The organism is Streptomyces achromogenes subsp. achromogenes (genome assembly GCF_000720835.1).
Taxonomy (GTDB): Bacteria; Actinomycetota; Actinomycetes; order Streptomycetales; family Streptomycetaceae; genus Streptomyces; species Streptomyces achromogenes.
Genome location: NZ_JODT01000033.1, coordinates 57,130 through 83,375, shown reverse-complemented (window position 1 = coordinate 83,375; position 26,246 = coordinate 57,130). Strand labels below are relative to the sequence as shown.

24 protein-coding genes and 1 pseudogene are annotated in these 26,246 nt (G+C 71.6%); 14 read left to right on the top strand and 11 right to left on the bottom strand.

All coding sequences use genetic code 11. From position 1 onward, the window contains the following. Positions 1 to 337, bottom strand: a pseudogene (locus IH25_RS42565) (hypothetical protein); the annotation flags it as partial. A gap of 509 nt (positions 338 to 846) precedes the next feature. Between IH25_RS42565 and IH25_RS0129035 the strand changes: the two are divergent. The 9 genes from IH25_RS0129035 (at position 847) to IH25_RS0128995 (ending at position 13,104) form a co-directional block, all read left to right on the top strand. Next, complete coding sequence (locus IH25_RS0129035) at positions 847 to 2,136, top strand: extracellular solute-binding protein (RefSeq protein ID WP_030617035.1); 1,290 nt, start codon at positions 847 to 849, stop codon at positions 2,134 to 2,136. Between the two features lie 134 nt (positions 2,137 to 2,270). Then, a complete protein-coding gene (locus IH25_RS0129030; protein WP_037655796.1) occupies positions 2,271 to 3,269 on the top strand; it encodes a carbohydrate ABC transporter permease in 999 nt (332 codons plus the stop codon). 13 nt (positions 3,270 to 3,282) lie between these two features. Further along, positions 3,283 to 4,197 (top strand): sugar ABC transporter permease, encoded by a 915-nt coding sequence (locus IH25_RS0129025; RefSeq protein WP_030617017.1) that lies wholly within the window; start codon positions 3,283 to 3,285, stop codon positions 4,195 to 4,197. 82 nt (positions 4,198 to 4,279) lie between these two features. Further along, the gene (locus IH25_RS0129020) at positions 4,280 to 5,944 is read left to right on the top strand and encodes a glycoside hydrolase family 13 protein (protein WP_030617013.1); all 1,665 of its coding nucleotides are present in this window, start codon (positions 4,280 to 4,282) and stop codon (positions 5,942 to 5,944) included. 25 nt (positions 5,945 to 5,969) lie between these two features. Next, the gene (locus IH25_RS0129015; RefSeq protein WP_268695574.1) at positions 5,970 to 7,007 is read left to right on the top strand and encodes a LacI family DNA-binding transcriptional regulator; all 1,038 of its coding nucleotides are present in this window, start codon (positions 5,970 to 5,972) and stop codon (positions 7,005 to 7,007) included. A gap of 90 nt (positions 7,008 to 7,097) precedes the next feature. Next, on the top strand, positions 7,098 to 7,808 hold the full coding sequence (locus tag IH25_RS0129010; protein ID WP_063755167.1) for a GNAT family N-acetyltransferase: 711 nt from the start codon (positions 7,098 to 7,100) through the stop codon (positions 7,806 to 7,808). Between the two features lie 154 nt (positions 7,809 to 7,962). Continuing rightward, positions 7,963 to 8,985 carry an ABC transporter ATP-binding protein gene (locus IH25_RS0129005; RefSeq protein WP_078844475.1) on the top strand — a complete coding sequence of 341 codons (1,023 nt, stop codon included), beginning with the start codon at positions 7,963 to 7,965 and terminating at the stop codon, positions 8,983 to 8,985. An 8-nt stretch (positions 8,986 to 8,993) separates the two neighbouring features. Next, positions 8,994 to 10,349, top strand: coding sequence for an ABC transporter permease (locus IH25_RS0129000; protein WP_051754177.1), 1,356 nt, complete (start codon positions 8,994 to 8,996; stop codon positions 10,347 to 10,349). A 4-nt stretch (positions 10,350 to 10,353) separates the two neighbouring features. Beyond that, entirely contained in the window at positions 10,354 to 13,104 is a 2,751-nt protein-coding gene (locus IH25_RS0128995; protein WP_030617002.1) for an alkaline phosphatase family protein, read from the top strand. 424 nt (positions 13,105 to 13,528) lie between these two features. Here the strand turns inward: IH25_RS0128995 and IH25_RS0128990 are convergent, their stop codons facing one another. From IH25_RS0128990 to IH25_RS42885, 3 genes are read right to left on the bottom strand one after another with little or no spacing between them, the layout of a single operon-like run. Then, positions 13,529 to 13,960 carry a PRC-barrel domain-containing protein gene (locus tag IH25_RS0128990; protein ID WP_030616999.1) on the bottom strand — a complete coding sequence of 144 codons (432 nt, stop codon included), beginning with the start codon at positions 13,958 to 13,960 and terminating at the stop codon, positions 13,529 to 13,531. After that, the gene (locus IH25_RS0128985) at positions 13,957 to 14,562 is read right to left on the bottom strand and encodes a PRC-barrel domain-containing protein (RefSeq protein ID WP_030616996.1); all 606 of its coding nucleotides are present in this window, start codon (positions 14,560 to 14,562) and stop codon (positions 13,957 to 13,959) included. The genes IH25_RS0128990 and IH25_RS0128985 overlap by 4 nt, the downstream gene beginning before the upstream one ends. Further along, positions 14,559 to 14,687 (bottom strand): hypothetical protein, encoded by a 129-nt coding sequence (locus IH25_RS42885; RefSeq protein WP_280842544.1) that lies wholly within the window; start codon positions 14,685 to 14,687, stop codon positions 14,559 to 14,561. The genes IH25_RS0128985 and IH25_RS42885 overlap by 4 nt, the downstream gene beginning before the upstream one ends. A gap of 328 nt (positions 14,688 to 15,015) precedes the next feature. Here IH25_RS42885 and IH25_RS0128975 point away from each other — a divergent pair, with 328 nt between their 5' ends. From IH25_RS0128975 to IH25_RS0128965, 3 genes are all read left to right on the top strand, one after another. Continuing rightward, positions 15,016 to 15,711 (top strand): hypothetical protein, encoded by a 696-nt coding sequence (locus IH25_RS0128975; RefSeq protein WP_245172908.1) that lies wholly within the window; start codon positions 15,016 to 15,018, stop codon positions 15,709 to 15,711. 166 nt (positions 15,712 to 15,877) lie between these two features. Beyond that, positions 15,878 to 16,567, top strand: coding sequence for a hypothetical protein (locus IH25_RS40855; RefSeq protein ID WP_030616989.1), 690 nt, complete (start codon positions 15,878 to 15,880; stop codon positions 16,565 to 16,567). Positions 16,568 to 16,623: 56 nt separating this feature from the next. Then, entirely contained in the window at positions 16,624 to 18,912 is a 2,289-nt protein-coding gene (locus tag IH25_RS0128965; RefSeq protein ID WP_157847033.1) for a tetratricopeptide repeat protein, read from the top strand. A 63-nt stretch (positions 18,913 to 18,975) separates the two neighbouring features. Here the strand turns inward: IH25_RS0128965 and IH25_RS0128960 are convergent, their stop codons facing one another. Then, the gene (locus IH25_RS0128960; protein WP_030616983.1) at positions 18,976 to 19,428 is read right to left on the bottom strand and encodes a phospholipase; all 453 of its coding nucleotides are present in this window, start codon (positions 19,426 to 19,428) and stop codon (positions 18,976 to 18,978) included. 247 nt (positions 19,429 to 19,675) lie between these two features. On the opposite strand from IH25_RS0128960, the gene IH25_RS0128955 reads away from it, so the two are divergent. Next, on the top strand, positions 19,676 to 20,344 hold the full coding sequence (locus IH25_RS0128955) for a class I SAM-dependent methyltransferase (protein WP_030616980.1): 669 nt from the start codon (positions 19,676 to 19,678) through the stop codon (positions 20,342 to 20,344). Positions 20,345 to 20,392: 48 nt separating this feature from the next. On the opposite strand, the gene IH25_RS0128950 is transcribed toward IH25_RS0128955, so the two are convergent. The 5 genes from IH25_RS0128950 to IH25_RS0128930 all read right to left on the bottom strand — a co-directional run bounded on the left by IH25_RS0128950 (position 20,393) and on the right by IH25_RS0128930 (position 24,405). Then, the gene (locus IH25_RS0128950) at positions 20,393 to 21,259 is read right to left on the bottom strand and encodes an AraC family transcriptional regulator (RefSeq protein WP_030616978.1); all 867 of its coding nucleotides are present in this window, start codon (positions 21,257 to 21,259) and stop codon (positions 20,393 to 20,395) included. A gap of 180 nt (positions 21,260 to 21,439) precedes the next feature. Next, positions 21,440 to 22,252, bottom strand: a complete 813-nt coding sequence (locus tag IH25_RS0128945) for a phytanoyl-CoA dioxygenase family protein (protein ID WP_030616975.1) — start codon at positions 22,250 to 22,252, stop codon at positions 21,440 to 21,442. A gap of 93 nt (positions 22,253 to 22,345) precedes the next feature. Further along, entirely contained in the window at positions 22,346 to 22,990 is a 645-nt protein-coding gene (locus IH25_RS0128940; protein ID WP_245172907.1) for a phosphotransferase, read from the bottom strand. An 85-nt stretch (positions 22,991 to 23,075) separates the two neighbouring features. Next, entirely contained in the window at positions 23,076 to 23,852 is a 777-nt protein-coding gene (locus tag IH25_RS0128935) for a maleylpyruvate isomerase family mycothiol-dependent enzyme (protein WP_030616970.1), read from the bottom strand. Between the two features lie 106 nt (positions 23,853 to 23,958). Continuing rightward, a complete protein-coding gene (locus IH25_RS0128930) occupies positions 23,959 to 24,405 on the bottom strand; it encodes a DUF1772 domain-containing protein (RefSeq protein ID WP_030616968.1) in 447 nt (148 codons plus the stop codon). A 90-nt stretch (positions 24,406 to 24,495) separates the two neighbouring features. On the opposite strand from IH25_RS0128930, the gene IH25_RS0128925 reads away from it, so the two are divergent. Beyond that, positions 24,496 to 25,074: a TetR/AcrR family transcriptional regulator gene (locus tag IH25_RS0128925; RefSeq protein WP_030616965.1), complete on the top strand. Its 579-nt coding sequence runs from the start codon at positions 24,496 to 24,498 to the stop codon at positions 25,072 to 25,074. Between the two features lie 134 nt (positions 25,075 to 25,208). Here the strand turns inward: IH25_RS0128925 and IH25_RS0128920 are convergent, their stop codons facing one another. Next, positions 25,209 to 26,171, bottom strand: a complete 963-nt coding sequence (locus IH25_RS0128920) for an alpha/beta hydrolase (protein ID WP_030616962.1) — start codon at positions 26,169 to 26,171, stop codon at positions 25,209 to 25,211. Between the last annotated feature and the right edge of the window lie 75 nt (positions 26,172 to 26,246).

Genomic DNA, 26,246 nt, shown 5'->3' with positions numbered 1-26,246 from the left:
CGGTCGCGGCCAGCACGGCACCGTTCGCCGCCCGCTGGGAGACGACCAGCTGCCCCTTGACCGCTTCACGCACCCGGTCCCGGTCACGCGGATCGACGGTCCACGCGGTGTGGTCCTTCAGGTGCGGGAACCTCGCCTTCTGCGCGTCGGTCAGGGCCGTCTTCTCCAGCCTGATCCGGTGCACGTCGGTGCCGGTCGAAGAGGTGGTGAGGGAGCCGTCGCGGGAGTACAGCAGCTGGGTGGAGGCGGCGCCCGCCACGCCGTTCCAGGCGACAGTGTGCCGGTCGATCCAGACCGCCTGGGAGGTGGTCGCATCGAGGGTGGTGGCGGCCCTTGCGCCGGATGCGTGGGCGGAGGCCTGGGGGAGTGCGGCAAGGGGTGGGAGGAGGGCGGCGGCGAGCAGCGCACAGGCGACCACCGCCGGCCGGTTGTGTGTCACGGGTATGGACTCCTTGTGCCGATGGCTTGTCGGGGAAGTGGCCACCGGGCCCTGAAGGAGCAGCCCCCGTGGCCGGACGTCGGGCGTGACCGTAACCACGAGCGAGCGGTTACAGCAAGGGACTTGAAAGAATCAGCAAGGGCATTCAAAGACCTTCTCGGCATCTCCCCAGGTGAGGGCGAATCGTGTTGCCGCGCAGGACCGCGCCGCCTGCCCGGATACAACTGAGCGTGCAGGTAACGAGGTTGTCACAGCGGGGGAACCGGGAAGGAATCTGTCTGCAACGTCTTTCGCAAGAGATTGCAACCTTGTATGTTCAACTCGCGCCCGGCGGCCGTTGGTTGAGAAGCACGGCACCCCCGGCCCTGCTCTAGGGATGTTCCGGGCCCCCAGATCAAGGAGTTGCTATGCGACGTGGCATATCGATCGCCGCCGCGGTCACCGTGGTCGCCCTCACCGCTTCCGCCTGCGGTGGCTCGGGTGGCGACTCGACGGGCAAGCCGAAGGACCCGAAGGACATCTCCGGGACGATCACGTACTGGGACACCTCGGACGCCGCGACCGAGGCCCCGACGTACAAGGCCCTCATCAAGCAGTTCGAGAACAAGTACCCCAAGATCAAGGTGGACTACCAGAACATCCCGTTCACCGACATCGAGCAGAAGTTCAAGTCGGCCGCCAAGAGCGGCAAGGGCGCACCCGACGTCGTCCGCACCGACGTGGGCCTGATGGCCGAGTACGCCGAGCTGGGCTACATCGCCCCCCTCGACGGCACCCCGGCACTGAAGGACACCGGCGACTTCAGCTCCGTCCCGTTGAACACGGCCAGGTACAAGGGCAAGACGTACGGCGTCCCGTCGGTCACCGACACCCTGGGCCTGCTGTACAACAAGAAGCTCCTGAAGCAGGCCGGCATCGCGCAACCGCCCGCCACCTGGGACGAGTTCATCGCCGACGCCAAGACCATCAAGGAGAAGACGGGGGCCTACGGCACCTATCTCAACCCCGACTCCTACTTCCTGCTCCCACTGCTCTACAGCAACGGCGCCGACCTGGCCGACCCCTCGGCGAAGAAGATCACCATCAACGACGGCGCCGCCGTCGAGGCCCTGACCACCGCCAAGAAGATCAACGACGAGGCGTCGATGAAGGTCGACTTCGCGAACGCCTACCAGAACATGCAGGCCGCCTTCAAGAACGGCAAGGTAGCCATGCTGATCCAGGGCCCCTGGTCGGTCGGCGACGACCTGAGCGGCACGGCGTTCAAGGGCGACGAGGAGAACCTCGGCTTCGCGCCCGTCCCGGCCGGCGCGGGCGGCAAGGCCCAGGCCCCGACCGGCGGTCACAACCTCACCGTGTACCAGGGCTCGGGCAACCTGGACGCCAGCTATCTGTTCACGCAGTTCATGACGTCGACGCCGAGTCAGATCGAGATCGCCAAGGGAACCGGCACACTGCCGACCCGCAAGTCCGCCTACACCTCCGAGGTCACCGGAGACGCCAAGATTGCCGGCTTCCAGCCGCTCCTGGAGAAGACGGCGCGCGCCCGCGTGGCCCTCCCGCAGGCCGGCTCGCTCTTCACACCGCTGGCGCAGAACTACGTGAAGATCCTCCAGGGCGACGAGTCGGTGCAAGGCGGTCTCGACGCCACCGCCAAGGAGTTCCAGAAGCTCCTGAAGGGCTTCTCCGTCGGCTGAACCGCGGTGCTCCGCCCCACGGCAACCGAAGAACACGCAGCCCCGGGGGAATCCACTTCCCCGCTGCCGCCCCGACCGGGGCTCCCCCGGGGCTGCGGTACCACCCGACTTCGCCCGCGAAAGAGCCGATGAGTATGACGACCGCAACGAGCACCGGAACGACCGACGAGACGGCCCGCGGCCACCGGAAACGACCCCGCCCACGTGGTTCGTCGCTCCGCCGCGCCTGGGACAAGTACTGGTACGCCTGGGCCATGGTGGCCCCGGTGGCCATCGTCATCGCCCTGCTGGTGCTGTATCCGCTCGGATACGGCTTCTACCAGTCGCTGACCGACGCCAACGAGTCCAACGTCGCCACCACCATCGGCGCCTTCCACCGCCCGGCCACCTACGAGTTCGTGGGCCTCGACAACTACTGGCACGTCCTGTCGGGCGCGGACGGCGACTTCTACCCGCGGCTGGTGTGGACGGTCGTGTGGACGGTCTCCTGCGTCGTCCTGCAAGTCGGTCTCGGCATGGGGCTCGCGGTGCTGCTCAACCGCAAGATGCGGCTGCGCGGTTTCTACCGCGCGATGCTGATCCTGCCCTGGGCCGTCCCGTCGTTCATCGGCGTCTTCGCCTGGCGGTTGATGCTCAACTCCCAGTACGGGGTGTTCAACGAGATCATCCAGGCGTTCGGCCTGCCCGCGCAGAACTGGCTCGGCTCCCCGCTGTCCCAGAAGATCGCCGTCATCATGGTCAACGTCTGGATCGGCATCCCCTTCAACATGGTCGCCGTGCTGGGCGGGCTCCAGTCGATCCCCAAGGAGCTGTACGAGGCGGCCGAGATGGACGGCGCCTCGCCCTGGCAGCGCTTCGTCAACGTCACCCTGCCCGGACTGCGGCCGGTGTCGAACACCGTGATCCTGCTGGGCTGCATCTGGACGTTCAACATGTTCAACGTCATCTACCTGCTGCTGGGCAACAACACCACCGGCGACACGGACATCCTCGTCACCTTCGCCTTCCACAAGGCGTTCAACGGGGTCTCGGACTACGCGGGAGCGGCGACCTACGGGATCATCATCCTCGCTCTCCTGCTCGCCTTCTCGACCTTCTACCGCCGCAGCACCCTGAAGTCCGAGCAGGCGTGAAGGAGCCATCGCCATGACCGCAGCAACGCACGAGACCACCACCACGCCCGAGGGCACCGCCCCGCTCCCCGCCGCGGCCCGCCCGCCCCGCCGGGTGCGCGGCCGGGAGGAACGCGGGCTCGGCGCCTCCGTGGCCCTGCACGCCACGCTGGCCCTCGCCACCCTGATCGCGGCCTTCCCCGTGGTGTGGGTGTTCTTCATCTCCCTGGGCCCGAAGAACGCCTGGCAGCAGCCCGGAGAGGTGCTGTCGCACCTCGGCTTCCACAACTACGGTGACGTACTGGCCCATTCGGACCTGCCGCAGTGGTTCCTGAACACCGTGATCGTCGCGGCCGGCACCACGGCGCTGGGCGTCTTCCTCGCCGCGACCGCCGGCTACGCCGTCTCCCGGATGCGGTTCCCGGGCAGCCGGCAGCTGATGTGGGTCTTCCTGGTCACCCAGATGTTCCCCAGCATCGTGCTCATCGTGCCGCTGTACCTGCTCATGGCCGAACTGCGCCTGCTGGACAACTACCTGGGACTGATCCTGGCCTACGCGACCACCGCCGTGCCCTTCTGCGCCTGGATGATGAAGGGCTACTTCGACACCATCCCGAAGGAGATAGACGAGGCCGGACGCGTGGACGGCCTCACCCCCTTCGGCACCTTCTGGCGACTGATCGTGCCGCTGGCCCGGCCCGGTCTCGCGGTGACGGCCTTCTACAGCTTCCTCACCGCCTGGGGCGAGGTCGCCTACGCGACGCAGTTCATGCAGTCCGACCACTACACGCTCGCCGTCGGCATCCGCACCTTCGCCCAGGACCAGCGGCCCGACTGGGCGTGGACGTCGGCCACCGCGATCATCATCACCATCCCGGCCGCCCTCGTGTTCATGCTCGTGCAGCGCAGCCTCGTCTCCGGACTGACGGCCGGCGGCACCAAGTCGTGACCGGCGCCGCCCCGTCCGGACCCCGGCGCCCGCCCACCGAGGACGCGCCTTCGCCGTTACCCTTCCACCCCCGAGGGAACCCATGACCCAGCACGTCACCGACACAGTCGCCCACGAAGCCCCCGCCGCCGCCTCCCCGCGCCGGGAGTGGTGGCGCGACGCGGTCATCTACCAGGTGTACCCGCGCAGTTTCGCCGACAGCGACGGCGACGGAATCGGCGACCTGCCCGGCATCCGCGCCCGCCTGCCCTACCTGAAGGAACTCGGCGTCGACGCCGTCTGGCTGTCGCCGTTCTACGCCTCCCCGCAGGCCGACGGAGGCTACGACGTCGCCGACTACCGGGCCGTGGACCCCATGTTCGGCACCCTCACCGACGCCTACGACCTGGTGCGCGACGCCCACGCACTGGGCCTGCGGATCATCATCGACCTGGTGCCCAACCACTGCTCCGACCAGCACGAGTGGTTCAAGCAGGCCCTGCGCGAGGGCCCCGGCTCACCTCTGAGGGACCGCTTCCACTTCCGCCCGGGCAAGGGCGCCGACGGCGAACTGCCGCCCAACGACTGGGAGTCCATCTTCGGCGGCCCCGCCTGGACCCGGGTCACCGAGCCCGACGGCACCCCCGGCGAGTGGTACCTGCACCTCTTCGCGCCCGAGCAGCCCGACTTCGACTGGGACCACCCCGCCGTCCACGACGAGTTCCGCTCCATCCTGCGGTTCTGGCTCGACCTGGGCGTCGACGGCTTCCGCGTCGACGTGGCACACGGCCTGGTCAAGGCGCCCGGCCTGCCCGACGTCGGCCACGACGAACAGGTCAAACTGCTCGGCACCCGGCCGGTGCCGTACTTCGACCAGGACGGCGTGCACGACATCTACCGCGGCTGGCGGCGCATCCTGGACGAGTACGGCGGCGAACGCGTCGCCGTCGCCGAGGCCTGGACCCCGACCGTGGAACGCAGCGCCCTGTACCTGCGCCCCGACGAGCTCCACCAGGCCTTCAACTTCGACTACCTGGGCACCGGCTGGAACCCGGCCGGACTGCGCGAGGTCATCGACCGCTCGCTGCGCGCCATGAACGCCGTCCACGCGCCGGCGACCTGGGTGCTGTCCAACCACGACGTGGTACGGCACGTCACCCGCCTCGCGGAGGGAGACCCTGAGCGCGGGCTGCGCCGGGCCCGCGCGGCGACCCTGCTGATGCTGGGGCTGCCCGGCTCGGCCTACATCTACCAGGGCGAGGAACTCGGCCTGCCCGAGGTCATCGACCTGCCCGACGAGGTGCGCCAGGACCCCGCGTTCTTCCGCACCACGGGCCAGGACGGCACCCGCGACGGCTGCCGGGTGCCGATCCCGTGGTCCGGCCAGGTGCCGCCGTTCGGCTTCGGACCCGTCGAGGGCGGCCCGAGCTGGCTGCCCCAGCCGGCGGACTGGAAACACCTGACCGTCGAGGCGCAGCAGGGCGACGCGGCCTCCACGCTGGAGTTCTACCGCCGCGCCCTCGCCGTCCGCCGCGCGCACCCCGCGCTGGGCGCCGGCCGCCAGATCACCTGGCTGGACGCCCCCGAGGGGGTACTGGCCTTCCGCCGCGACAGCGACCGCGGCTCCTTCGTCTGCACGGTCAACTTCGCCGCCGGCCCCGTCACGCTGGCCACCCCCGGCACGCTGTTGCTGGCCGGTGCCGACGTGCGTCCGGGCGCCGCGGAGACCGTACTGCCCGGGGAGTGCGCCGTCTGGTGGGCGGCCTGACATGCGGCCGGTACAGACCGTTCCCGTGACGATCCGGCTCGCCGACATCGCCGCACAGGCGGGGGTGAGCGAGGCGACCGTCAGCCGGGTCCTCAACGGCAAGCCGAGCGTCGCCGCCGGCACCCGCCAGTCCGTGCTGGCCGCGCTCGACGTGTTGGGCTACGAACGACCGGTACGGCTGCGGCAGCGCAGCGAGGGCCTGGTCGGCCTCATCACCCCCGAGCTGGACAACCCCATCTTCCCGGCGCTCGCGCAGGTCATCGGGCAGGCCCTCACCCGTCAGGGCTACACCCCCATACTCGCCACCCAGACGCCCGGCGGGTCCACGGAGGACGAACTCACCGAGATGCTCGTGGACCGCGCGGTGGCGGGCATCATCTACGTCTCCGGGCTGCACGCGGACACCACCGCCGACACCAGGCGCTACGCCGAACTGCGCGCCCAGGGCGTGCCGTTCGTGCTCGTGGACGGCTTCTCGGCGAAGGTGCAGGCCCCGTTCATCTCACCCGACGACCGCGCGGCGATGACACTGGCGGTGGCCCACCTGGCCTCCCTGGGCCACACCCGCATCGGCCTGGCCGTGGGCCCCAGACGTTTCGTGCCCGTGCAGCGCAAGATCGAGGGCTTCGTCCGCGCCGTGCAGGACCAACTGGGCCTGTCGCCGGACCTCGTCGAGTCGACGCTGATCCAGCACTCCCTCTACAGCCTGGAGGGCGGCCAGGCCGCCGCCGTGGCCCTCATCGAGCGGGACTGCACGGCGGTGGTCTGCGCCAGCGACATGATGGCGCTCGGAGCGATACGGGCCGCCCGGCAGCGCGGCATGGAGGTCCCCCGGGACTTCTCCGTCGTCGGCTTCGACGACTCGCCGCTGATCGCCTTCACCGACCCGCCCCTGACCACGATCCGCAAACCCGTGCCCGCGATGGGACAGGCCGCGGTGCGCACGCTGCTGGAGGAGGTGGGCGGCACACCCGCGCCGCACAGCGAGTTCGTGTTCATGCCGGAACTGGTGGTCCGCGGCTCCACGGCCTCCCGACCGAGGGCACGCCACCCCGCCGCCTGAGCCGGGCGGAATCCCGCCCGCTCGTCCGCCGGCCTCCATGGTGTAATGACTCGTAGAGAGTTGTGCCTATTACCGAGTCGGGAGGCGGCTGTGCCTTTCAAGACCACCGAAGAGGCGGTACGCGCGTGGGTGGAGGGGTGGGCCGTCTCACGCGGCGCTGCCCAACCCGCGCCCCGGGCCTGGGGGTTCACCGTGGAAGTGGGCCGGCCCCATGAGGTGGCCCGGCATGTCGTCACCGCCGCCGACGAGGCGACCGTCCGCACACTGGCCGAGAACACCACGGCCTGCGGCATACCCCTCAAGGTGTTTGTGCCGGCGCCCACCCTGAAGGCGTGGCTGCCGCCGGGCTGGGCCCTTCTGGACGGCCACGCGGCCCTCATGGCCGCCCGGCCGGGCGCCGTCGAGGCCCCGCCCCGCCTCCCCGACGGCTACCGGCTGCACCGCTGGGACCGGGCCGGCGTCACCCGCGCGGTGGTGCGCGCCGCCGACGGATCCTTCGCCGCGCGCGGGCAGATAGCGGTCACCGGCCCGGCAGCCGTGGTCGACCAGGTGGAGACGCACCCGGCTCACCAGCGCCGGGGGCTCGGACGCGTGGTGATGGGAACCCTCGCCGAGGCCGCGACCCGGCAGGGCGCGCGGGCGGCCGTGCTGGCCGCGACCGAGGAAGGCCGGACGCTGTACGAGGCCGTGGGCTGGCAGGCGGTGGCTCCGCTGAGCGCCGCGGCCCGGGAAGCGGAAGACTCCCGTCCGACTCCGACTCCGACTCCGGCGCCGACACCGACACCGGCCGGGCGGCGCTGAGCGGAGCCCCTCGCGTCCGGTGCCGTCGGGTCCGGGGCGGCGGGCGCCGGTTGACCCGCGTTTGGGCTTCCGTTCCCTGAGCGTTCAACCGGTGCCCCCTGTCGGTGTGGTGTGAGCTTCCTAGGGTCCATGAGGCTGTCGAAAGAAGGGGCTCATGGACGCACACCTCGCGGTACGGGCTCGCGGAATCACCAAGTGCTTCGGCGAGGTAGTCGCGCTGGACGGCATCGACCTGGACGTGGCGCGGGGGCGGATCCACGGGCTGGTCGGACCGAACGGCGCCGGCAAGACGACGCTGCTCGGCCTGCTGCTCGGCCTGGCCGTGGCCGACAGCGGCCGGCTGGAGATCCTGGGCACGCCCACGGGCCGGACGTTCGAAGACCCCGGCGGGGTCGCCGGGTTCGTGGACGCGCCCGGGCTGTACCCGTCGCTCACCGCCCGGCAGAATCTCGCCGCGCTCGCCGCCCTGCGCGGCGACGACACCCGGTCGGCGGGAATCGACGACGCGCTCGAACAGGTCGGTCTCACGGACGTCGCTGACGATCGCACCCGCGGCTTCTCCCTGGGCATGCGCCAACGGCTCGGCCTCGCCGCGGCCCTGCTCGCCAGGCCCCGGCTGCTCGTCCTGGACGAACCCGCCAACGGCCTGGACCCGGCCGGGAAGAAGCACGTCCACGGTGTCCTCACCCGGCTCGCGGGGGAGGGGACCACCGTGGTGCTGTCGAGCCACCGCATGGACGACCTGGAAGCCCTGTGCTCCGAGGTCACCATCCTCGCGACCGGGCGGGTCGTCTTCTCCGGGCCGCTGGGCGAACTGGCCGCCGGCGACCGCGAACTCGCCTACCGGCTCATCACCTCCGATCCGGCGCGGGCACACCGGCTGGCCGCCGCCGCGCCGGGCGTCCGCCTGGCCGCCGACACCGCGGGACGCCACGGCGGTGAGGCGCTCGTGGTGCACGCGCCGGTGCCCGCCCTCGACGCCCTGGTGGCCGGCCTCGTGCACGCGGGCATCGCGCTGCGTGAACTCGCCCCGGTCGTCTCCCCGTTGGAAGCGGCGTTCCTGGCCCTGACCGAGCCCCGGGTGGCCGAATCCCGGGATACCCGCCAACGGGAGGACGACGCCATCGACCCGCGACGGCAACGCGCCGAAGCCCAGCCGCAGGAGGCCGGTCAGTGACCGCGGCCATGACCCCGGCCGCCCCGGGGAACCGGACCGCTTCCCGCCCCGTCTCCGTCGCCCGGGGCTACCGCTTCGAAGTCGTCAAACTGGTCTCGCAATGGCGCGTCCGCCTGCTGGTCCTCGCCTGCTGGATCGCGCCGGCACTCTTCGTGGCCGGGGTGAGCGAACAGAGCACACTGCCCACGGACACCCTCTTCGGCCGCTGGATGCACGCCACCGGCTGGGCCGGACCACTGGTGACGCTCGGTTTCGCCGGCACCTGGGCGCTTCCGCTGCTGACCTCCGTCGTCGCCGGCGATGTGTTCGCCGCCGAGGACCGGCTCGGCACCTGGCGCCACCTGCTCGTCGTCGTCCGCTCGCCCCGGCGGATCTTCGCGGCGAAGGCACTGGCCGGCCTCACCGTCATCCTCCTGCTCGTGGCCGGACTGGCCGTCTCCAGCACGGTCGGCGGACTGCTGGCCGTGGGCGACCGGCCACTGGTCGGCCTCGACGGCCGGCTGCTCGCGCCCGGGGACGCGGCCGTCAAGGTTCTGCTCGCCTGGGTCTGCGTGCTCGCCCCGACCCTGGCCCTCGCCGGAATCGGGCTCCTCGGGTCGGTCGCGCTGGGGCGCTCCCCGATGGGTCTGCTGCTGCCCGCGCTCGTCGCCCTGGCGATGCAGCTCGCCCAGATGCTGCCGCTCCCCGTCGCCGTACGCCTCGCCCTGCCCGGCGACGCCTTCGTCGACTGGAAAGGACTGTTCACCAGCCCGGCGCAGCTCACCCCGCTGCTGATCGGCATCGCCGTCAGCCTGGTGTGGGCCGTGACCGCGACCGCGCTGGCCTACGTCCTCTTCCTGCGGCGCGACTTCACCAACCCCGCCGACGACGGCTCGGCGCGCCGCGCGGTCACCGCGGGCGTCCTGCCGCTTGCGGCATTGCTCGGCGCCACGGTCGCGGTCGTGGCGGCGACGACCACGGCCCAGGGCTCCGGCATCGAGCAGACCAAGGTGGAGCGCTCGCTGGCCACCGAGTTCGCCCATCTGTACCGCATGCAGACCCGCCAGCTCCACCGCCCCGCGGTCACGGAGGCGCGGTTGCGGGCCACGGCGGCGTGCGGGAAGGCCGGTGTCCAGGACGGCGCCCGCGGCCCGGGGAACGACTGGCGGTGCGTCGTCTCCTGGCATCTGCCGGGTGTCGCGGCCACCGGGTCGGCCGTCTACCAGCTCGACATCACGGCAGACGGGCGGTTCGTCGCCGACGGTGACGGACCGAAGGAAGTGAACGGCTACTTCCTGGTGCGGACGCCGACGGGTGACGCACCGAACCCGCTGTGGCAGTTCGACGGCGACGTCGACCTGCTCTCCACCTCCCCGAAGGGATGACGCCATGCAGATAACGCGCCGCCGCCGGCCGGACGAGAAGGACACCTGCGTCCTGCTGGGCAGACGGGTCAGCCGCCGGGCGACCCTGGTCACGGCATGCGTCACCACGGCCGCCCTGGCCACCGGCACCGCCCTCGCCGACACCCGCCAGTTCGGCACCGACCAGGTCGGCCAGGTCACCGCCAAGGGGCGGGTCGTCTCCGCCGACCAGTACCTCGACCCGTACGGCAGCCGTCTCGTCATCGACGACGGCAAGATCATGTCGTCGACGGTCAGCCCGGACGGCGGCCACCTCGCCGCCTCGGTCGCCGACGGCGACGCCGCACTGGTCGTCGTGGACCTCGCCACCGGGCGGGTGCAGCAGCGCATAGGCACCTCCGCCGTGGACGACCTGCGCATCGGCAGCGGCGCCGTCGGCCAGGAAGGCTCGACGTACTCGCCCGACGGCACGCAGCTGTGGCTGGGCCAGACCGACGGCTACACCAAGTTCACCGTCAACACCGACGGCACCCTCTCCGACCCGGTGACCGTGAGGATCCCGGCCGCCGGCAGCAAGCACGCCCTGGTCGCCGCGGCGGTGTTCTCGGCCGACGGCACCACCGTGTACGCCGCGGTCAACGGCCAGAACCGGGTCGTCGCCATCGACGCGGCGACCGGGACCGTCCAGCGCGGCTGGGCGGTGGGCAACGCCCCGCGCGGCATGGCCCGGGCCGGCGACAAGCTGTACGTCGGCAACGAGGGCGGACGGCCCGCGAAGGCCGGCGACACCACGCTCAACTCCTACGGCACCCAGGTGCCGGCCGACCCGAGGACCGGCGCCACCACCACGGGCACCGTCAGCGTCATCGACCTGGCCGACCCGGACGCCGCCGTCGGGACCATCGACGTCGGACTGCACCCGACCGCGGTGTACGCACGGCGCGGCGCGGTGTTCGTCACCAACACCGCCGACGACACCGTGTCGGTCATCGACACCGCGCGGGGCAAGGTCGTACAGACCATCTCCACCCAGCCGTGGCCCGAGGCATCGGTCGGCTACGAGCCCGACGCCGTGACGCTCACCGATGACGGCCACCTGCTGGTGACACTCGGCCGGGCCAACGCCGTCGCCGTCTACCGCTACACCTCCCCGCAGGAGCCGGTCGACTACGTCGGCCTCCTCCCGACGGACTACTTCCCCGCCGAGATCGCCACCGTGGGCCACGAGGTGGTCGTCTCCCACACCCGCGGCATCGACGCGCGCCGATCCGGCACCACCGCCCACGGCACCCACGACACCACCGCCGGCCTGACGCGGTTCACCCTGCCCGCCGACCGGGTCGTCCGCGCCCAGACCGCCAAGGTCTTCCGCCAGAACGGCTGGACCGCCGGCTCGGTCTCCCTGGCCAAGGGCAAGGGCCACGCGAAGCCGCAGCCCGTCCCGGGACGGATCGGCGACCCGTCGACGATCAGACACGTCTTCCTCATCGTCAAGGAGAACCGCACCTACGACCAGGTCCTCGGCGATGTCCCCCAGGGCAACGGCGACCCCTCACTGGCCCAGTTCGGTGAGAACGTGACCCCCAACCAGCACGCCCTGGCACGGCAGTTCGGGCTGTACGACAACACCTACGACATCGGCACCAACTCCGCCGAGGGCCACAACTGGCTGATGCAGGCCGACAACCCCGAGTACACGGAGTCCTCGGCCGGGGAGTACGCGCGCAGCTACGACACCGAGGACGACGCCCTCGGCCACCAGAAGACCGGCTTCCTGTGGACGGGGGCGCAGGCGGCCGGCAAGAGTGTGCGGGACTTCGGGGAGTTCCAGCAGTTCCTCACCAAGCCCTCCGGCGCGAGCTGGCAGAACCTGTACTGCGACGCCAAGAACATGGACGCGACCGGGCAGGGCACCGCCTACCCCCTGAACTCCTCGTCACCGATCCCGTCGCTCAACAGCGTGTCGGTGCCCGGCTTCCCCAAGTTCGACACCAGCGTCCCGGACGTCTACCGCTACCAGATCTGGAAACAGGACTTCGAGAAGAACGGTCCGGCGAACCTCAACATGTTCTGGCTCTCCAGCGACCACACCGGTGGTCCGGCGAGCCCGGCCGCCCAGGTCGCCGACAACGACCTCGCGACGGGCAGGATCATCGACGAGATCTCCCACAGCGAGTACTGGAAGGACTCGGCGATCTTCGTCGTGGAGGACGACTCCCAGGCCGGCCTGGACCACGTCGACGGCCACCGCGCCCCGGTCCAGATCATCAGCCCTTGGGCCCGGCGCGGTGTGGTGGACCACCACTACTACTCCCAGATCACGATGATCCGCACCGTCGAGCAGATCCTCGGCATCCACCCGATGAACCAGAAGGACAGCGCGGCGACGCCCATGCGGGGCGTGTTCACCCGGCACCCGGACTACACCCCGTTCGACGCGCTGCCCAACCGGGTCCCGCTGACCGACGGCCTGAAGACCCCGCCGTCCTGCGGCGTGGACACCCCGGCGGCCCAGAACCCCGAGGCGCCGGCCGTGCCGGCGGCGAAGGTTCCGGCGGACAAGAGGTCCCTCGCCGCCGCATGGGACGCCTGGACGGCCAAGCAGCGCCTGACCGGCCCGCACGCCGTCCCCGACTTCGCCAACCCCGCGCAGATGAACCACCTCACCTGGTACCAGACGCACAACTGGGCGCGGCCGTACCCCGGCGAGAAGGAGATCCACGCGCCGGACGACGTGCCCGGCGCCTACCTCCCGTCACCGGAGTCCGACGACTGACACGGCCCGCGACGCCGAGGCACCCTGACACCCCGGGCGGGCCCGGACGACCGTCCCCCGGCACAGCACCGCGCCCCGCCCCGGAAGACCCGGGCGGGGCGCGGCAGGAGGGCCGGCCGGCGGATCAGCGGTAGGCGCAGATCACGTACACCGGGATGCCGACGGTGCTGTACCTGGTCTGACGGCCGGGACCGGTCCAGCCGTCAGCGCCGTCCGTGGGGAACGAGCCGACGAGGATCGCCTCGTTCCCCTGTGCCTCCGGCCACCGCCTGCGGCCTGGCGGGCGCCTGGGCCCAGCCGGTCCCCGGCACCAGGGCGAGCCACACCGCACCGGCCCCGAGCGCTTTCTTCGCGCGCATTCCGGGCGCTTACGGGACCCGGACAGGTGCCGCACGCCCGGCTCCGCAGGTTTCAGCGTGCCGTGTCAGGAGGCTTCGGCGCGTACGACGACCGCGTAGGAGCCGATGCCGAGCAGGCGGTCACCGGAGATGTCACCGAGCGCCGTGTACAGCGTGTGGATGTGTCCGGTCGTGTTGTCGAAGGCGATGTCCCTGACCGTGCCGTGCGCGGCGCCGTGTTCCGTCAGGACCCGGCGGCCCAGGGCTTCCTGGTGGGCGGGGAGGCTGTCCTGCCCGGGATCGGCGGCGGCACGGGAGCGCACGATGACGGCGTCCCTTCCCACGGCTTCGACCGCGTGCCAGGCGATGGCCGTGATATGCCTCGGGGCTCCGGACAGGCGCAGACAGGCGATGCCGCTCGTGTGCGCGTCGATGGTCAGGCTCTCCACTCGCCCCAGCGGTTCGGCCTCGTCGGCGGTGATCACCGGCAGGCCCTGGACCTGAGTGAACATCATCATGCCGGTCCTCCCGTTCCGGTCGAGGGGCTCTGCGGGTACGGCTGTGCGGTGTGTGCGCGGAACGCCTCGACCTGGGCGCTGAAGCTGGGCAGGTCGTCGGCGATGAAGTGACGGGCGTGCGCGGGGACCACCAGGGCTCGTCCGGAGACGGCCAGCGTCTCTCCGCGCGGGATGAACGCCTTGCGCCGGTGGCGGTCGGTGTTCTCGTCGGTGGAGATCTCGAAGCCGACCACACGTCCGCTGACGCCGGTCTCGATCACGACATCCAGGACCGTGCCGATCTCCGTGCCCTGGTCGGTGAGCACGGGCGCGCCGATGACCTCGCCGTGTCCGGCGCCGTCGGCTCCCATGGCCACGTCCCGCTTCTCCAGCACGGTTTCACCGGGGATCATCACGGCGGACGGGCCGATGGCGTGCACTCCCGAGAAGGGCAGGCTTTCCTTGAGGGGGCCGGCCAGCAGTCCGCGCCCGCTCAGCGTGAAGCCGGTGACGCGGCCCGCGCGGGCGTCGAAGACGGTGTCCCTGATCTGGGCGACGGCCTCACCGCCCAGCGTCACCACCACCCGCTTGGTCAGTTCGGAGGCGAGTACGAGGGGAATCACCGCGAACCCTCCCGGCCGGTCCCGTGGTCCTGGCGCACCGCGATCACCGTTCCGCTACGGCGCTTGGCCTGGACCGCCACGGCCGCCGCGACGAGCAACCCCGCCACCGCGATCAACAAGATCACCCAGCCCCACCACGCCATCACCGGCCTCCTCGGTTCCGTCATCCTCCAGCCGCCGTCCTGCCCGGCGGCCCCTGGGCTATCCGGTTGCCCGCCGTACGGTCCCGCAAGCCTTCCGTGCGAGGGGTGGCCGTAACCGGCGTGTCCTGCTGGGGGAGCGGGAGAACCGAAAAGAGGAATTGACTATTCCAGCATCCCGGGGAAACCGGGGTTCCACAGCGGCCGTCCACGGGACCGAAGAGCGGCGGCCGATCGACAAAAGTGGCAGTTGTACAGGGAAGGGCTCCGTATGTCTGTGAGTCGCACGTCAGCCGTGTCCGTGCTCTGCGCGATGACCGTCATGGGTATCGCCGGCTGCTCGGATGACGGATCGTCGGACCAGCCGTTCAAGGGGCAGAGCGCGGATCAGGTGGCCGCGAAGGCGGTGACCGCCACCCGGGACGCCACTTCGCTGCGCATGGCCGGAAAGGTGTCCGCCCAAGGGAAGCCCCTGACGGTCGATTTCCACGTCGACACCCAGAAGAACTGCAAGGGCAGGCTGGCGATGGAAAACGGTGCGGCCGAGGTCATCCACACCGGTCAGACGACCTACCTCAAGGGCGACGAGAAGTTCTGGGCCGGCGCCGCACAGGGCTCGGCGAGCGGCGGGAAGCAGGCCCAGGCGCTGAGCGGCCGGTGGGTGAAGGTGCCGGTCGGTGATTCCCGTACGACGGGACTGTGCGACAAACAGGGATTCCTGGCCGACTTGGACAGCGACAAGTCCGAACGCAAGGGAATGACGAAGGGCGACGTCACCACGGTGGACGGCCGGAAGGCGATCACGCTGAGGAAAAAGAAGGGGAGCGGCGAAACCATCACCATGTACGTCGCGACCGAGGGAAAGCCGTACATTCTCAAGGTGGACCAGTCGGGCGGAAAGAGCCCGGGCACCATGGTCTTCTCGGACTACGGAAAGCCGGTCAAGGCGACACCGCCGCCGGCCGGAAAGGTGATCGACGGCACCAAGGCGGACAAGACCGTTTCCTGATGGCCGCGTGATCACTCAGTGCACCGTGCCCGGTTCGCCTCCCGACGGGCTCCGCGCACAACTGGCCCGCCCCGCAGGCCTGTTGGCTATCATGTGACGCACGCCACGTATCCGGTGCGGAGCGCGTCTAGCCGGGCGCGGTGGATACGGGGGGATCGGGGGGCACATGCCGGGAGCCGACAGGCGGCGCCGCGTCCTGGTGTGGGGCGGGGCCGGCGGGGCGGTCGCCGCGGTCGCGGGCGCCGCGCTGCTGTGGCACCCCGGGCAGGCGCTGGCCTGGGCCGCCGGCGTCCTGGCGGCCGCCTCGGCCGCCTACCTCGGCCAGCAGGCACCCCAGCAACTCCAGGAGGCCCTGGCCCGGCGCCGGGCCGCTCGGGAACCGGCGGACGGTGACCCGCTGGCCGTGGCCGTGGAGGTCCGCAACCACGACTACGTCACGCTCGACCTCGGGGACGGCGTCGTCGACGTTCCGGCCGCCGGGCACACCGTCCGGGTCGTCGTGACCTCGACGGCGCCCTCGGCCGTGGTGCTGACCGGACTGCGGGCGCAGGTGCTGTCCCGCGAGGAGGCGGCCGGGGACCTCGCCCGGCACGCGGCCGAGCTGCCGGTGCGGCGGTTCGAGGTCCTCCTCGACTCCGATCCGCCGCGGGTACGCGCCCTGGCGGAGAGCGACTTCCCCTACCGGATCGCCACCGACGAGTCCGAGGTCCTCGACCTCCTCGTCAGCACCGAGCGCGGCCTCGTGCGGTGGGTGCTGTGGCTCGACTGGACCTCCGCGGGCCGCCAGGGCAGCACCCGTATCGATCTCCAGGGCCACGCGTTCCGCACCGCCGCCCGCATGCCGAGCGGCGCCTGATGGCGCCGTACCGCCGCCGTGCCGGCGCGGCCACCGTGCAAGCGGTACTTCCCGCGGTGGCGGGCGGCGCTGTCCTCGCCGCCACGGACGTGCGCACCTGGCTGCCCTACGCCGCGGTGGCCGCCGTGTCGGCGCTCTCCGGGCTGACCGCCCTCGCGCGGCCCGGCCGGAGCCGGCCGGGACCGGCAGCGGAACCGGCGGACCCCCCACCCGAGTTCCGGGACGCGACCGCCGAAGACGGACGGAACACCTCCGCCCGCACATCGCGGACGGAGAGCCGGGCGGACGCCACGCCCGTCGCACCGGGGCGGTCGGTCTACGAAATGACGCGGCCCGTCCGCCCCGTCCCCGTACAGGGACTGGCGGACGACCCGCCGTTCACCGTGCGAGCCGCCGTCCACAGCCATGTCGCACACATCGCCTCACCGGGGCTGCTGGGCACCCCCGAAGCGGTGCACATCCCGCTGACCGGGCACAACCTCCTTCTCACCCTCACCGCGACGGGCCCGGACGAGGTCGTGCTGCGGTCACTGCGGGCCGAGGTGACCGACCGTCCGCCGCTGCGCGCGGACGGTGTCGCGCTGGCCCGGCCGCGGATGCCCGACCTGGTGATGAGCGCCGACCTGCTGGAGTCCGCCCAGCGCGCGGTCCGCGCGTATCGGCGCCTGCGCAGCCCCGATGTGGCGGTCCTGCTGGACCACTCGCCCGCGCCTGTCCTGGCGGAGGCCGGAGCGGACACCGCTCTGCCGCTGACCGCCGCGCCGGGTGCGAGCGCCACCCTCACCTGTGCGCCCGTGACGGACGACGGGCGGTGGGTGCGGTGGCGGCTGACGGCGGAGATCGCCTGCGCGGGGCGCGTCTGGCGGCCCTGGTGGGACCTCGCGGTCACCGCCACCACGGGCCTGGCGCGCTTCAGCCCCGACGCGGCACCGACGCCCGCGCCCGTGCACGCGCTCTACCCCGACCACTACGACCCCAGGGCCCCTGAGGGACAGCGAGCCCCCTCGGAGACGGACCGCACGTTCCAGGTGGTGGCCCACACCTCGCGGGACGGCCGGGGAGTGCTGGAGATGCCGTCGCGCCCCGAGCCCGGCCCCGAGCCGCCCGGTGCCGCCGAGGCCATGCGGCGCGCCGACGCCCTGACCCGTGCCGGAGACCTCACCGGTGCCGCCGAGGCCTACCGGTCGGCGGCGGAGGCGGGCAGCGGACAGGCCGCCTACCTGCTGGCCGGGCTCGCACGGAACCAGGGGGACCTGGACGGCGCGGCGCACTGGTACGAGAGGGCCGCCGCCCGCCGTGTCCCGGCCGCGTACAACAACCTCGGCGTGCTGGCCATGCTGCGCGGCGATCTCGACGAGGCCGAACGCTGGTACCGCCGGGGGATGGACGCGGGCGACTGGGCGGCGGCCGTGGGCCTCGGCGTCGTACGGGAGAAGCGGGGGGACGAGGCGCAGGCCGAGGAGCTGTGGCGGCTCGCCGGCAAGCGGGACGTTCCGAACGCGGATCAGAACCTCGCGGTCCTCTACGAGCGGCAGGGCCGGCACCGGGAGGCCGGCGAACTGTTCACGCGGGCCGCCGAGGCGGGCGACGTCCAGGCGGCCGTGCGTCTCGGCTTCCGCTGCCATGAAGCCGGCGACCGGGACGGAGCGGAGCGCTGGTGGCGCACGGCGGCCGACGCGGGCAGCGCGGACGGCGCCTTCTACCTGGGCTTGCTGCTCGTGCGCGAAGGACGGGCCGAGGACGGGGAACGGCTGTGGGAACGCGCCGCCGCGCACCTCGGCACGCCTGGTCGGGCGGTCGCGAGAACACCGCCGGGGCCGGAGGCGGGGACCACCTACCGGATCGGCGCGGCGGCGGAGCCGGGCGAGGTGTACGCCGCCTACGAGCTCGGGCTGCTGCACTGGGAGCGGGACGACCACGACGCCGCCCTCGCGTGGTGGACCCTCGCCGCCGGGACCGGTCACGTGGATTCCGTGTTCGGGCTGTGCCAGCTGTACCTGAACGCACGCGGCGACCTCGCGGAGTGCCTGCGCTGGGGATACTTCGCGCTGGACATCGAGGGAGTGCCGGCCGACCGGGTCGCCGCTCTCGCCGCGGGGATGCGCGAGGTCGCGGAGCAATTCGCCGGCGCCGGAAGCGCGTACGAGTCCGATCCAAGGGCCGCCGCGGAGGCGTGCTCCCTGGCGGCCGAGGCCTACCGGCGACTCACCGCACACGACAGTGCCCACCGTCCGGCCTGGGAGGAGGCCGTCCGGCGCCTGGTCGCGCTGGCCGAATCCTCCGGCTCGCCCCGGGCGCGACAGCAGGCCGCGAGCGCGGCGGCGCGGTTGCGGGCGACGGGCTGACGGGGCGTTGCGTCCCGGTGGGACGCCGGCTCACGCCCCGCCGCCGCAGCCCCTCTCTACGGCTCAGCCGAGCGCCTTGACCGCCTGGTAGTAGGTCCATGCCGTGCTGTCGCACGCGGTCTTCGTGGCGCCGGAGTAGTTGGCGCAGACGCGCTTGAGGTCCTCGTAGAGGGCGCTGTCGAGCCGCGACTTGTTGGCACTGAAGGTGCCGGCGGCCTTGTAGTTGCGGTAGCCGAAGTCATGGCGGGCGCAGGACGTGGCGAAGGGGAAGCCGAACGGATTGTCCGGCGAGGAGGAACAGTAGTCGGTCGACCAGTCGAACCCGTACGCGGACCAGGCGGACTGGTTGGCCCGGGCGGCCACCCAGAGGCTGTAACTCGACGCGCTGGTCTGGGTCCAGCTCGCGAGGACCTGGGACTTGTCGGCAGGAGCGGCGTCGGCGGCGGTGGCGCCACCGACGGCGGTGATCACGGCGAGAGCCGAGGCGGCCAGGCCGACGGACAGTCTTCGGTGCATCCCACACCTCCATGAGACCGCGACTCCCCGTGAGCCGCAGGTACATGACAAATATGTGACGCTTCAACACTACGTACGCGCAACGGAGTTGACCTGAACTGTTGAATCCCGGCTGAATTCACGTGATCGGCCACTGCCCGCCGGAGGCACCGGGACGCGCGGGGCGGCTTGGTATCGGGCCGCGCTCGGTGGCTTGGTGTCGGACCGTGCCGGTACCAAGTCCGGCGCCCGGCCTTATCGTTGAGCGATGCGCGCACACCCTGTTGACCGCCCGGCCGATCTCGACGTGGTACGTGAGTCCTACGACCGGGTGGCCGACAACTACGCCCACATGGTGGTGACGACGGGAGTCGGTGACATCCGTCGCCATCCATGGCTCAAGGCGTCGATCGATGCCTTCGCCGACACCGTGAGGGGGCTCGGTCCCGTCCTCGACGTCGGCTGCGGACCCGGAACGGTGACCGCCTACCTGGCCGAGCGCGGACTCGACGTGTCGGGGGTCGACCTCTCTCCCCGCATGATCGAGAACGCGCGCCGCCTCCATCCGCGATGCCGCTTCAGCGTCGCCTCCGCCACCGACCTCGACCTTGGTGACGCCTCCCTGGGCGGTGTGCTCGGGTGGTGGTCGCTGTTCAACCTCCCCCGTGACGTGCTTCCCCAGGTGCTCGCCCTGTTCGCACGCGCGTTGAAGCCGGGCGGGCACTTCATCACCGCCACACACGTCGGCGACGAGGACGCGGTGCGTACGGAGGCCTACGGGGGCGTACCCGTCCGCTGGACGACACACAAGTGGCAACCGGAGCAACTGGTCGACCTGATCGAGCGGGCCGGCCTGCACCCGGTCGCCGAACTCCGGCTCCCCGCCGAGGAGAACAGCGGGCCGGGTGTGGTCGTCATGGCCAGGCGCCCCGGCTGACGATCGGAGGAGGGAGGGGTGCGGTCCGCCGAGGGGTGCCCGCTTCGGTCAGCCGTGCTCGGGCTCCACCGGCAGCCACAGTTCGGCGTCGGCCCCGGTCTTCTCCGGCGACAGGCGGGTGCGCAGGATCTCGGGGCCGGGACGGCCACGGTACGGGTTCGACGGGAACCACTCGGTGAACACGTCCCGCCACAGCTCCTGGATGGCCTGGGGCACCGGTCCGGAGGTCGTGAAGACGGCCCAGGTGCCGGCCGGCACCTCCAGCGCCGTCGTCCCCGCGGGCGCCGCCGCGGAGGTGATCACGCCGTGGTAGTAGTCGAGTTCGGTGTTCTCCGCCCGACCGGGGTCCAGGCCGTCGCAGACCGCGACGATGCCGTGCGGCTCCTGGTCCGAGCGTTCCTCGAGGAGCGCCAGGGTCTGCGGGGTGATTCCCCGGACGAAGTCCATGATCGCCCGGTTCGGCCCGGCATGCACCAGCGGCACCCGGGCCTTGAGACCGACGACGGTGAAGTCCGCCTTGTCCACGACGCGGTAACGCATCCTGCCGCGCCCCTCGATGGTGAGGCGGAAGGCCATCCTGGACTGGGAACTGAGCGCGGCACCGGTACGCCGTGCCTCGCCCGGTCCGATGCCGTGCATGGCGCGGAACGCCCGCGCGAACGCTTCCCCGGAACCGTAGCCGTAGCGCACCGCGATCGTCAGCAACGTCTCACGCCCCGCGAGGACTTCGGCCGCCGCGAGGGTGAGCCGACGGCGCCGGATGTACTCCGACAGCGGCATGCCCGCGAGTGCGGAGAAGATCCGGCGGAAGTGGTACTCCGAGGTGGCGGCGACGCGTGCCAGCTCCTCCACCTCGATCTCGCGGTCGAGATGACGTTCGATGTGCTCCAGAGCCTGATTCAGCCGCTCCAGCATGCCCGGTCTCCTTCCTCCGGCGTCCACCACGCCGCACCCGGTGCGGAGGGCGCTGCGTGACCTCGGCCGCTGGTGCTCCGGGAGTTGCCGCGACCTGCTCCGTCGGACTTCCCCGACCCCTCGGCCAGGGCTGCCCGGTCCTCCGCGTGATCTTGTCCAGCATGGTGTCATGCAGTTCGGCTACGCGGTGCCCCGGCCGGTGCCGTCCCCGTCCGGGCCCGGGGTGGGGTGTCCCAGGCCACGACGGATCGCGATCTCCACGGGCGAGTACGCGCCGTCGGCCCGGTCCAGTTCGTACGGCGCGGCCGGCATCAGCGGCGGCTGGGCCATGAAGCGCGGCCGCACCCCGTGGTGCGGTTGCGCCGCGTGCACCAGGAACGGATGGCACAGGAAGACGTCACCCGGGGACCCGGTGGCGAGGGCGAGCGGCCGGTGCTCGGACACCGCCACCAGCTCGGGGGCGAGGGCCGGCCCGCTCGCCCCCTCTTCCCCGTACCCCTCCAGCACCTTCGGCACGTCGAGGTGTGAACCGACCCGGATCCGGGTCGGGGCGTCCTCCTCACCGACCTCGCTGAACAGGAACAGCATCAGCAGCGCCCGGCCCCGCGAACGCAGATTGGTGAAGTACCACCGCTCGCCCTCCGGCAGATAGCTGCCCTCGATGTGCCAGCCCGCGTCGTCGGGCTCCTCCTCGTGCGGAAAGCGCAGCGGGAACGTGCCCAGTGAGTAGCGCGGCTCCCAGCGTCCCGCGCCGACGAGCAGGTCGTACGCGCGGTGCAGCGCGGGGGAGTTGGGCGCGGCGGCGAACGGTCCCTGCGCCATGCCGGCCACCCAGTGCACGGGCCGCGTCCACGTTGCCGGGTCGTCCGGGTCGCAGCCCGTCTCCCGCCACAGCAGCCGCGCGCAGTCCGCGGTCACGCGCGGCGCGACGGCACCCTCCAGCTTGACGAAGCCGTCGCGGAGGAAGCGGGATACCAAGGTCGTGTCATCCATGCCCCCATCGTGCGGCGGCACCGGCCCCGGCCACCCGACATTCTCCGCACCGCCTTTGTCGGGTGACCGGCTTGATCGCCGTTCCTCACACGCTCACTGTACTGAGCGTTCCAGTACGCCCCGGTGATCGGAAACCCACTGGTAGGCCGCCTGGATGCGCCTCACCGCCCCGGCGTTGCGGAGCCGGATCATGGCGATGTCACCCGCGTCGGCCCGGGACTCGATGCCCCGTCGGCACCGGTCCTGCCACCACAGGATCGTGGACACGAGACAGCCTCGGTCCGACAACTCGTAGCTGTCGACGATCAGCCTCATCCGCCGGGCCACCTCCTCGACGTCGGCGACCGACGGCCCCAGATCGAGGTACTGCCAGCAGACATGGGCGATGTCGTGTATCCGCGCGCCCGGCGCAGCGAGGTCCCAGTCGATGAACGCCACCGGCCGAAGCTCGCCACCGCACGGCTGATAGACCGTGTTCTTGGGTGACAAGTCGTTGTGGCACACGACCTCTTGGTCACCGGCCGACGGGGTGCCGGCCGTCAGGTCGTGGAACTCCCGCACGAGCCGGGCGACCGTCACCAGACTTTCGTCGGACGAGACGGCGGCAGGCTGTCGCGGCTCCCACGCCACGTGCCCGTCGAGATAGCCGAGGACCTCACGGCCCTCGTCGTCCACACCGAGATACCGCGGAGCACCACTCCAGCCACTGGCTTCGAACAACCTCAGCAGACCGCCCACGAACTCCGTGCGAGCCGAGACCGGACGGCGCACCGTGTCCCCCACACGAACGACCGCATTGACGAAACCTCCGGGCAAGCGCGTCCTACTCATCCGGGTCCCAGGCCAGAAGCTGGTCGAAGAGCCGCCGGTCGCCGTCGGCCTTCAGGGAGTCCGCCGGAATACGGCCGTACATGACCAGCACCAGCTCACCGGCCGTGCCCCGAAGGGAGGCGTCGGCGGCGGGCGCCGTGCCGGGTTCGGGCAGGCGGGCGGGCCGTGCGCCGTCGGCGGAGAGCATAAGGCGCCAGGAGCGGCCCTCGGTGGCGTGATAGTCGACGACAGCGGGCTCATGCGGCCAGGCGCTCGTCGTCGCACAGCAGGTGGACAGGAACTCGTCGACACCGTCGAGTGCCACCTCCGTCGGCAGCGGCTGCGCGGCGCCCCCGGTGATCTGGGCGTCGTAGGTGTGCAGTGCGATCTCCTGGAGCTGGTGCCGAGCGGCGGCACCGGTGGTCTGCGGCGACTGCGAGGTCCCCCACCACGTCCAGCAGCCGCGGTCCGGGCCGGACTCCCGCAGCGCGTCCAGTAGCCGCCGCGCCGATGCGGCCCACCAGTCCAGCAGGGCCTCGCGCTCCCGAGGCGCGGCCGGCGTGCCCCATACGGACTGGGGCGGGGGAGCGTCGGCTGGCCCCGCGGCGACGTTGGCGGCCCACTTCCGGCGCCCCTCGCCCAGGTGCCGCACCAGATCGAACAGCGTCCAGTCGGGGCAGGTCGGCACCCGCGCGTCGAGGCTGGGCGCGGCGGCGACCGCGGCGGCGAAAGCGGCCGACCGTTCGTCGATCAGCCGCAGCAGGTCGGGGAACTCCAGAGTCTTTTCCACTCCGGGTGTCTATCACCGTGCTCCGGCAACCGACACTGCTTTTCGCAGCCGACGCGGCAAGCACCCGGCACGGGCCGCGCCGCCCACGCGGTCTTGGTCCGCGGGCTCAGGCGAGGGCGGCGACCAGGAGGGCGAAGGCGGCGATGATGACGGCGACGCGGACGTAGTGGAAGCGGTCCCAGCGGTTCATCTGCCGCTTCCAGTCGGCAGGCAGTCCGTCGGCGGTCCACGTCTTGACCCGGTTGTTGACCGGGACGAGCAGCAGGACCGACATGATCACGCTGAGGATCAGCAGCACGGCCGCGGTGACGACGAGGCCGGCGCCATGGTGATGCCGCCCGGCGATGGCCCAGATCGCGCCGAGGACGAGCGAGCCGATGTACCAGAACGGCATCACGGCGCCGAGCAGCCGGGCCCCGTGGATGCGGCCGCGCAGACCGTTGTCACCGGGGAGGCCGCCGAGGATCGGGTTGACGAAGAAGGCGACGGAGAACTCCACCCCCACCATCAAACCGACGACCACGGTGGTGAAGACCTGCAGTGCGTTGAGCATGGCGTCCCCCCTGGGATCTAGCGTTGCTAGTTGATAGGGCAACGCTAGCTATGCTGCCGCTCGATTGTCTAGCGGTGCTAGGATCGAGCCGTGTCGGTACAGGAACGCAAGGAACGGGAACGGCTGGCCCGCGAGCGCCTCATCGTGGCGACGGCCCGCGAACTCGCCGAACAGCAGGGCTGGGACGCGGTCACCACCCGCCGGCTCGCGGAGCGCATCGAATACAGCCAGCCCGTCCTCTACAGCCACTTCCGGGGCAAACGGGAGATCATCGGGGCCGTCGCCCTTGAAGGTGCCACCGAGATGGCCGCGACACTGCGGGCCGCGGCCGCGGGGGCGGACGGCCCCCGCGCCCGGGTCACCGCCCTCGCCCGCGCCTATCTCGACTTCGCCGCGCGCGGCCCCGCCGTCTACGACGCCCTGTTCCAGCTCGACGGCGGCCTGGCCTTCGCGGACGAGGAGACTCCGCAACCCCTGAAGGGCGCCTTCGCCGCCCTGCTGGAAAGCCTCGGCGAGGTCGCCGGGGACGGTGTCGACCCCGGACTGTTCACCGAGGTGTTCTGGGCGGCCCTGCACGGGCTGGCGACCCTGTCCAGGGCGGGAAGGCTGCTGCCGGAGGATGCCGAGCGGAGGGTGGAACTGCTGGTGGACCGGCTCGCCGTGATCTGAGCGCGGGCAGCGGTTGTCCCCGCGCAGAAACCACCGCCGGCGGTTGCCCCCGCGTCAGGAACCACCGCCGCGGGGGCACGACCTCGATCCGGTCTCGGGGGCGGCGGCGTCGATGTCACCGAGAGCGGAGTCCGTCACTCTGCCAACGCCGTGCGGAGGAACTGGTAAATCTCGGCCTGGGCCGACCGGGCCTGCGGTTCCACGCCGGGCAAGGTGAGGAACGCGTGCTTCGCGCCCGGGTATTCGGAGAGCCGTACGGGGGTGCCGGCCGCGCGTAGCCGCTCGGCGTAGCGACGGCCGTGGTCGGCGACCGCGTCCTGGGTGGGCACCACGATGAGCGCCGGGGCGAGCCCGCCGAGGTTGTTCGCGTACAGCGGTGAGACCGCCTTGGCGTCGGATCCCGGCGGGACGGCGAGCCGCTGGACGAACCGCAGCAGCGGCAGGGCCCGGGTCGGGCTGTACGCGTACTCGGTGACCAAGGGATGGTCGAACATCGTCTCGGTCACGTCGACCACGGGGTTGACCAGCACCTGGGCCTTGAGCTCCAGGCCGGCCTCTCTGGCCCGGACGGCCGTCAGCGCGCTGATCAGCGCGCCGCAGCTTTCGCCGAAGACGGCGGTGCGCGCCGGATCCGCGCCCCACTGCGCGGCGTGCCGCACCAGGTGCTGGAGCACGTCCCAGCCATCGTCGGCCGCGTTCGCGAGCGGGCTGTCCGGGGCGAGAAGGCGGTGCTCGACCGAGACGACGAGCGCGGGCAGCCGGGCGGCGAGGTGGCTGTTGGTCCAGTCGCACTGCGTCGCCGTGCCCACGAAGCCGCCACCGTGGACATGGACCACGAGGGGCAGGCCGGCCGGGGGCGCGGTGCCGTCGTCATCGGCAGGGGCCGGCCGGTGGACACGGACCGGTAAGTCGCGGCCGGGCAGCGCGATGTCCTGCCAGGCGATCGTGGCGCCGGGATCCGGCTCCCCGAGGATCGTCCGGGCCGCGGCGGAGGCCCGGAAGCGGTTCTCGGCGTCGCGGTAGGCGCGTAATTCCTCGGCCGTGACCGTGGAGTAGTCCGGCTCCGGCGGCCGTATGACGGTAGGGGTCTCGCTCATGTCGCCTTCCTCCCACCCGGCCGGACGCCGGGTGTGTCAATGCGGTCGGACAGTGCGTTGCCCTCATTATGCACG

What these genes read in the sequence shown, in the direction of transcription:
- IH25_RS0129035 (WP_030617035.1), top strand. Translation starts at nt 847, where the DNA reads ATGCGACGTGGCATATCGATCGCCGCCGCGGTCACCGTGGTCGCCCTC.
- IH25_RS0129030 (WP_037655796.1), top strand. Translation starts at nt 2,271, where the DNA reads ATGACGACCGCAACGAGCACCGGAACGACCGACGAGACGGCCCGCGGC.
- IH25_RS0129025 (WP_030617017.1), top strand. Translation starts at nt 3,283, where the DNA reads ATGACCGCAGCAACGCACGAGACCACCACCACGCCCGAGGGCACCGCC.
- IH25_RS0129020 (WP_030617013.1), top strand. Translation starts at nt 4,280, where the DNA reads ATGACCCAGCACGTCACCGACACAGTCGCCCACGAAGCCCCCGCCGCC.
- IH25_RS0129005 (WP_078844475.1), top strand. Translation starts at nt 7,963, where the DNA reads ATGGACGCACACCTCGCGGTACGGGCTCGCGGAATCACCAAGTGCTTC.
- IH25_RS0129000 (WP_051754177.1), top strand. Translation starts at nt 8,994, where the DNA reads ATGACCCCGGCCGCCCCGGGGAACCGGACCGCTTCCCGCCCCGTCTCC.
- IH25_RS0128995 (WP_030617002.1), top strand. Translation starts at nt 10,354, where the DNA reads ATGCAGATAACGCGCCGCCGCCGGCCGGACGAGAAGGACACCTGCGTC.
- IH25_RS0128990 (WP_030616999.1), bottom strand. Translation starts at nt 13,960, where the DNA reads ATGATGATGTTCACTCAGGTCCAGGGCCTGCCGGTGATCACCGCCGAC.
- IH25_RS0128975 (WP_245172908.1), top strand. Translation starts at nt 15,016, where the DNA reads ATGACCGTCATGGGTATCGCCGGCTGCTCGGATGACGGATCGTCGGAC.
- IH25_RS40855 (WP_030616989.1), top strand. Translation starts at nt 15,878, where the DNA reads ATGCCGGGAGCCGACAGGCGGCGCCGCGTCCTGGTGTGGGGCGGGGCC.
- IH25_RS0128960 (WP_030616983.1), bottom strand. Translation starts at nt 19,428, where the DNA reads ATGCACCGAAGACTGTCCGTCGGCCTGGCCGCCTCGGCTCTCGCCGTG.
- IH25_RS0128955 (WP_030616980.1), top strand. Translation starts at nt 19,676, where the DNA reads ATGCGCGCACACCCTGTTGACCGCCCGGCCGATCTCGACGTGGTACGT.
- IH25_RS0128950 (WP_030616978.1), bottom strand. Translation starts at nt 21,259, where the DNA reads ATGCTGGAGCGGCTGAATCAGGCTCTGGAGCACATCGAACGTCATCTC.
- IH25_RS0128945 (WP_030616975.1), bottom strand. Translation starts at nt 22,252, where the DNA reads ATGGATGACACGACCTTGGTATCCCGCTTCCTCCGCGACGGCTTCGTC.
- IH25_RS0128930 (WP_030616968.1), bottom strand. Translation starts at nt 24,405, where the DNA reads ATGCTCAACGCACTGCAGGTCTTCACCACCGTGGTCGTCGGTTTGATG.
- IH25_RS0128920 (WP_030616962.1), bottom strand. Translation starts at nt 26,171, where the DNA reads ATGAGCGAGACCCCTACCGTCATACGGCCGCCGGAGCCGGACTACTCC.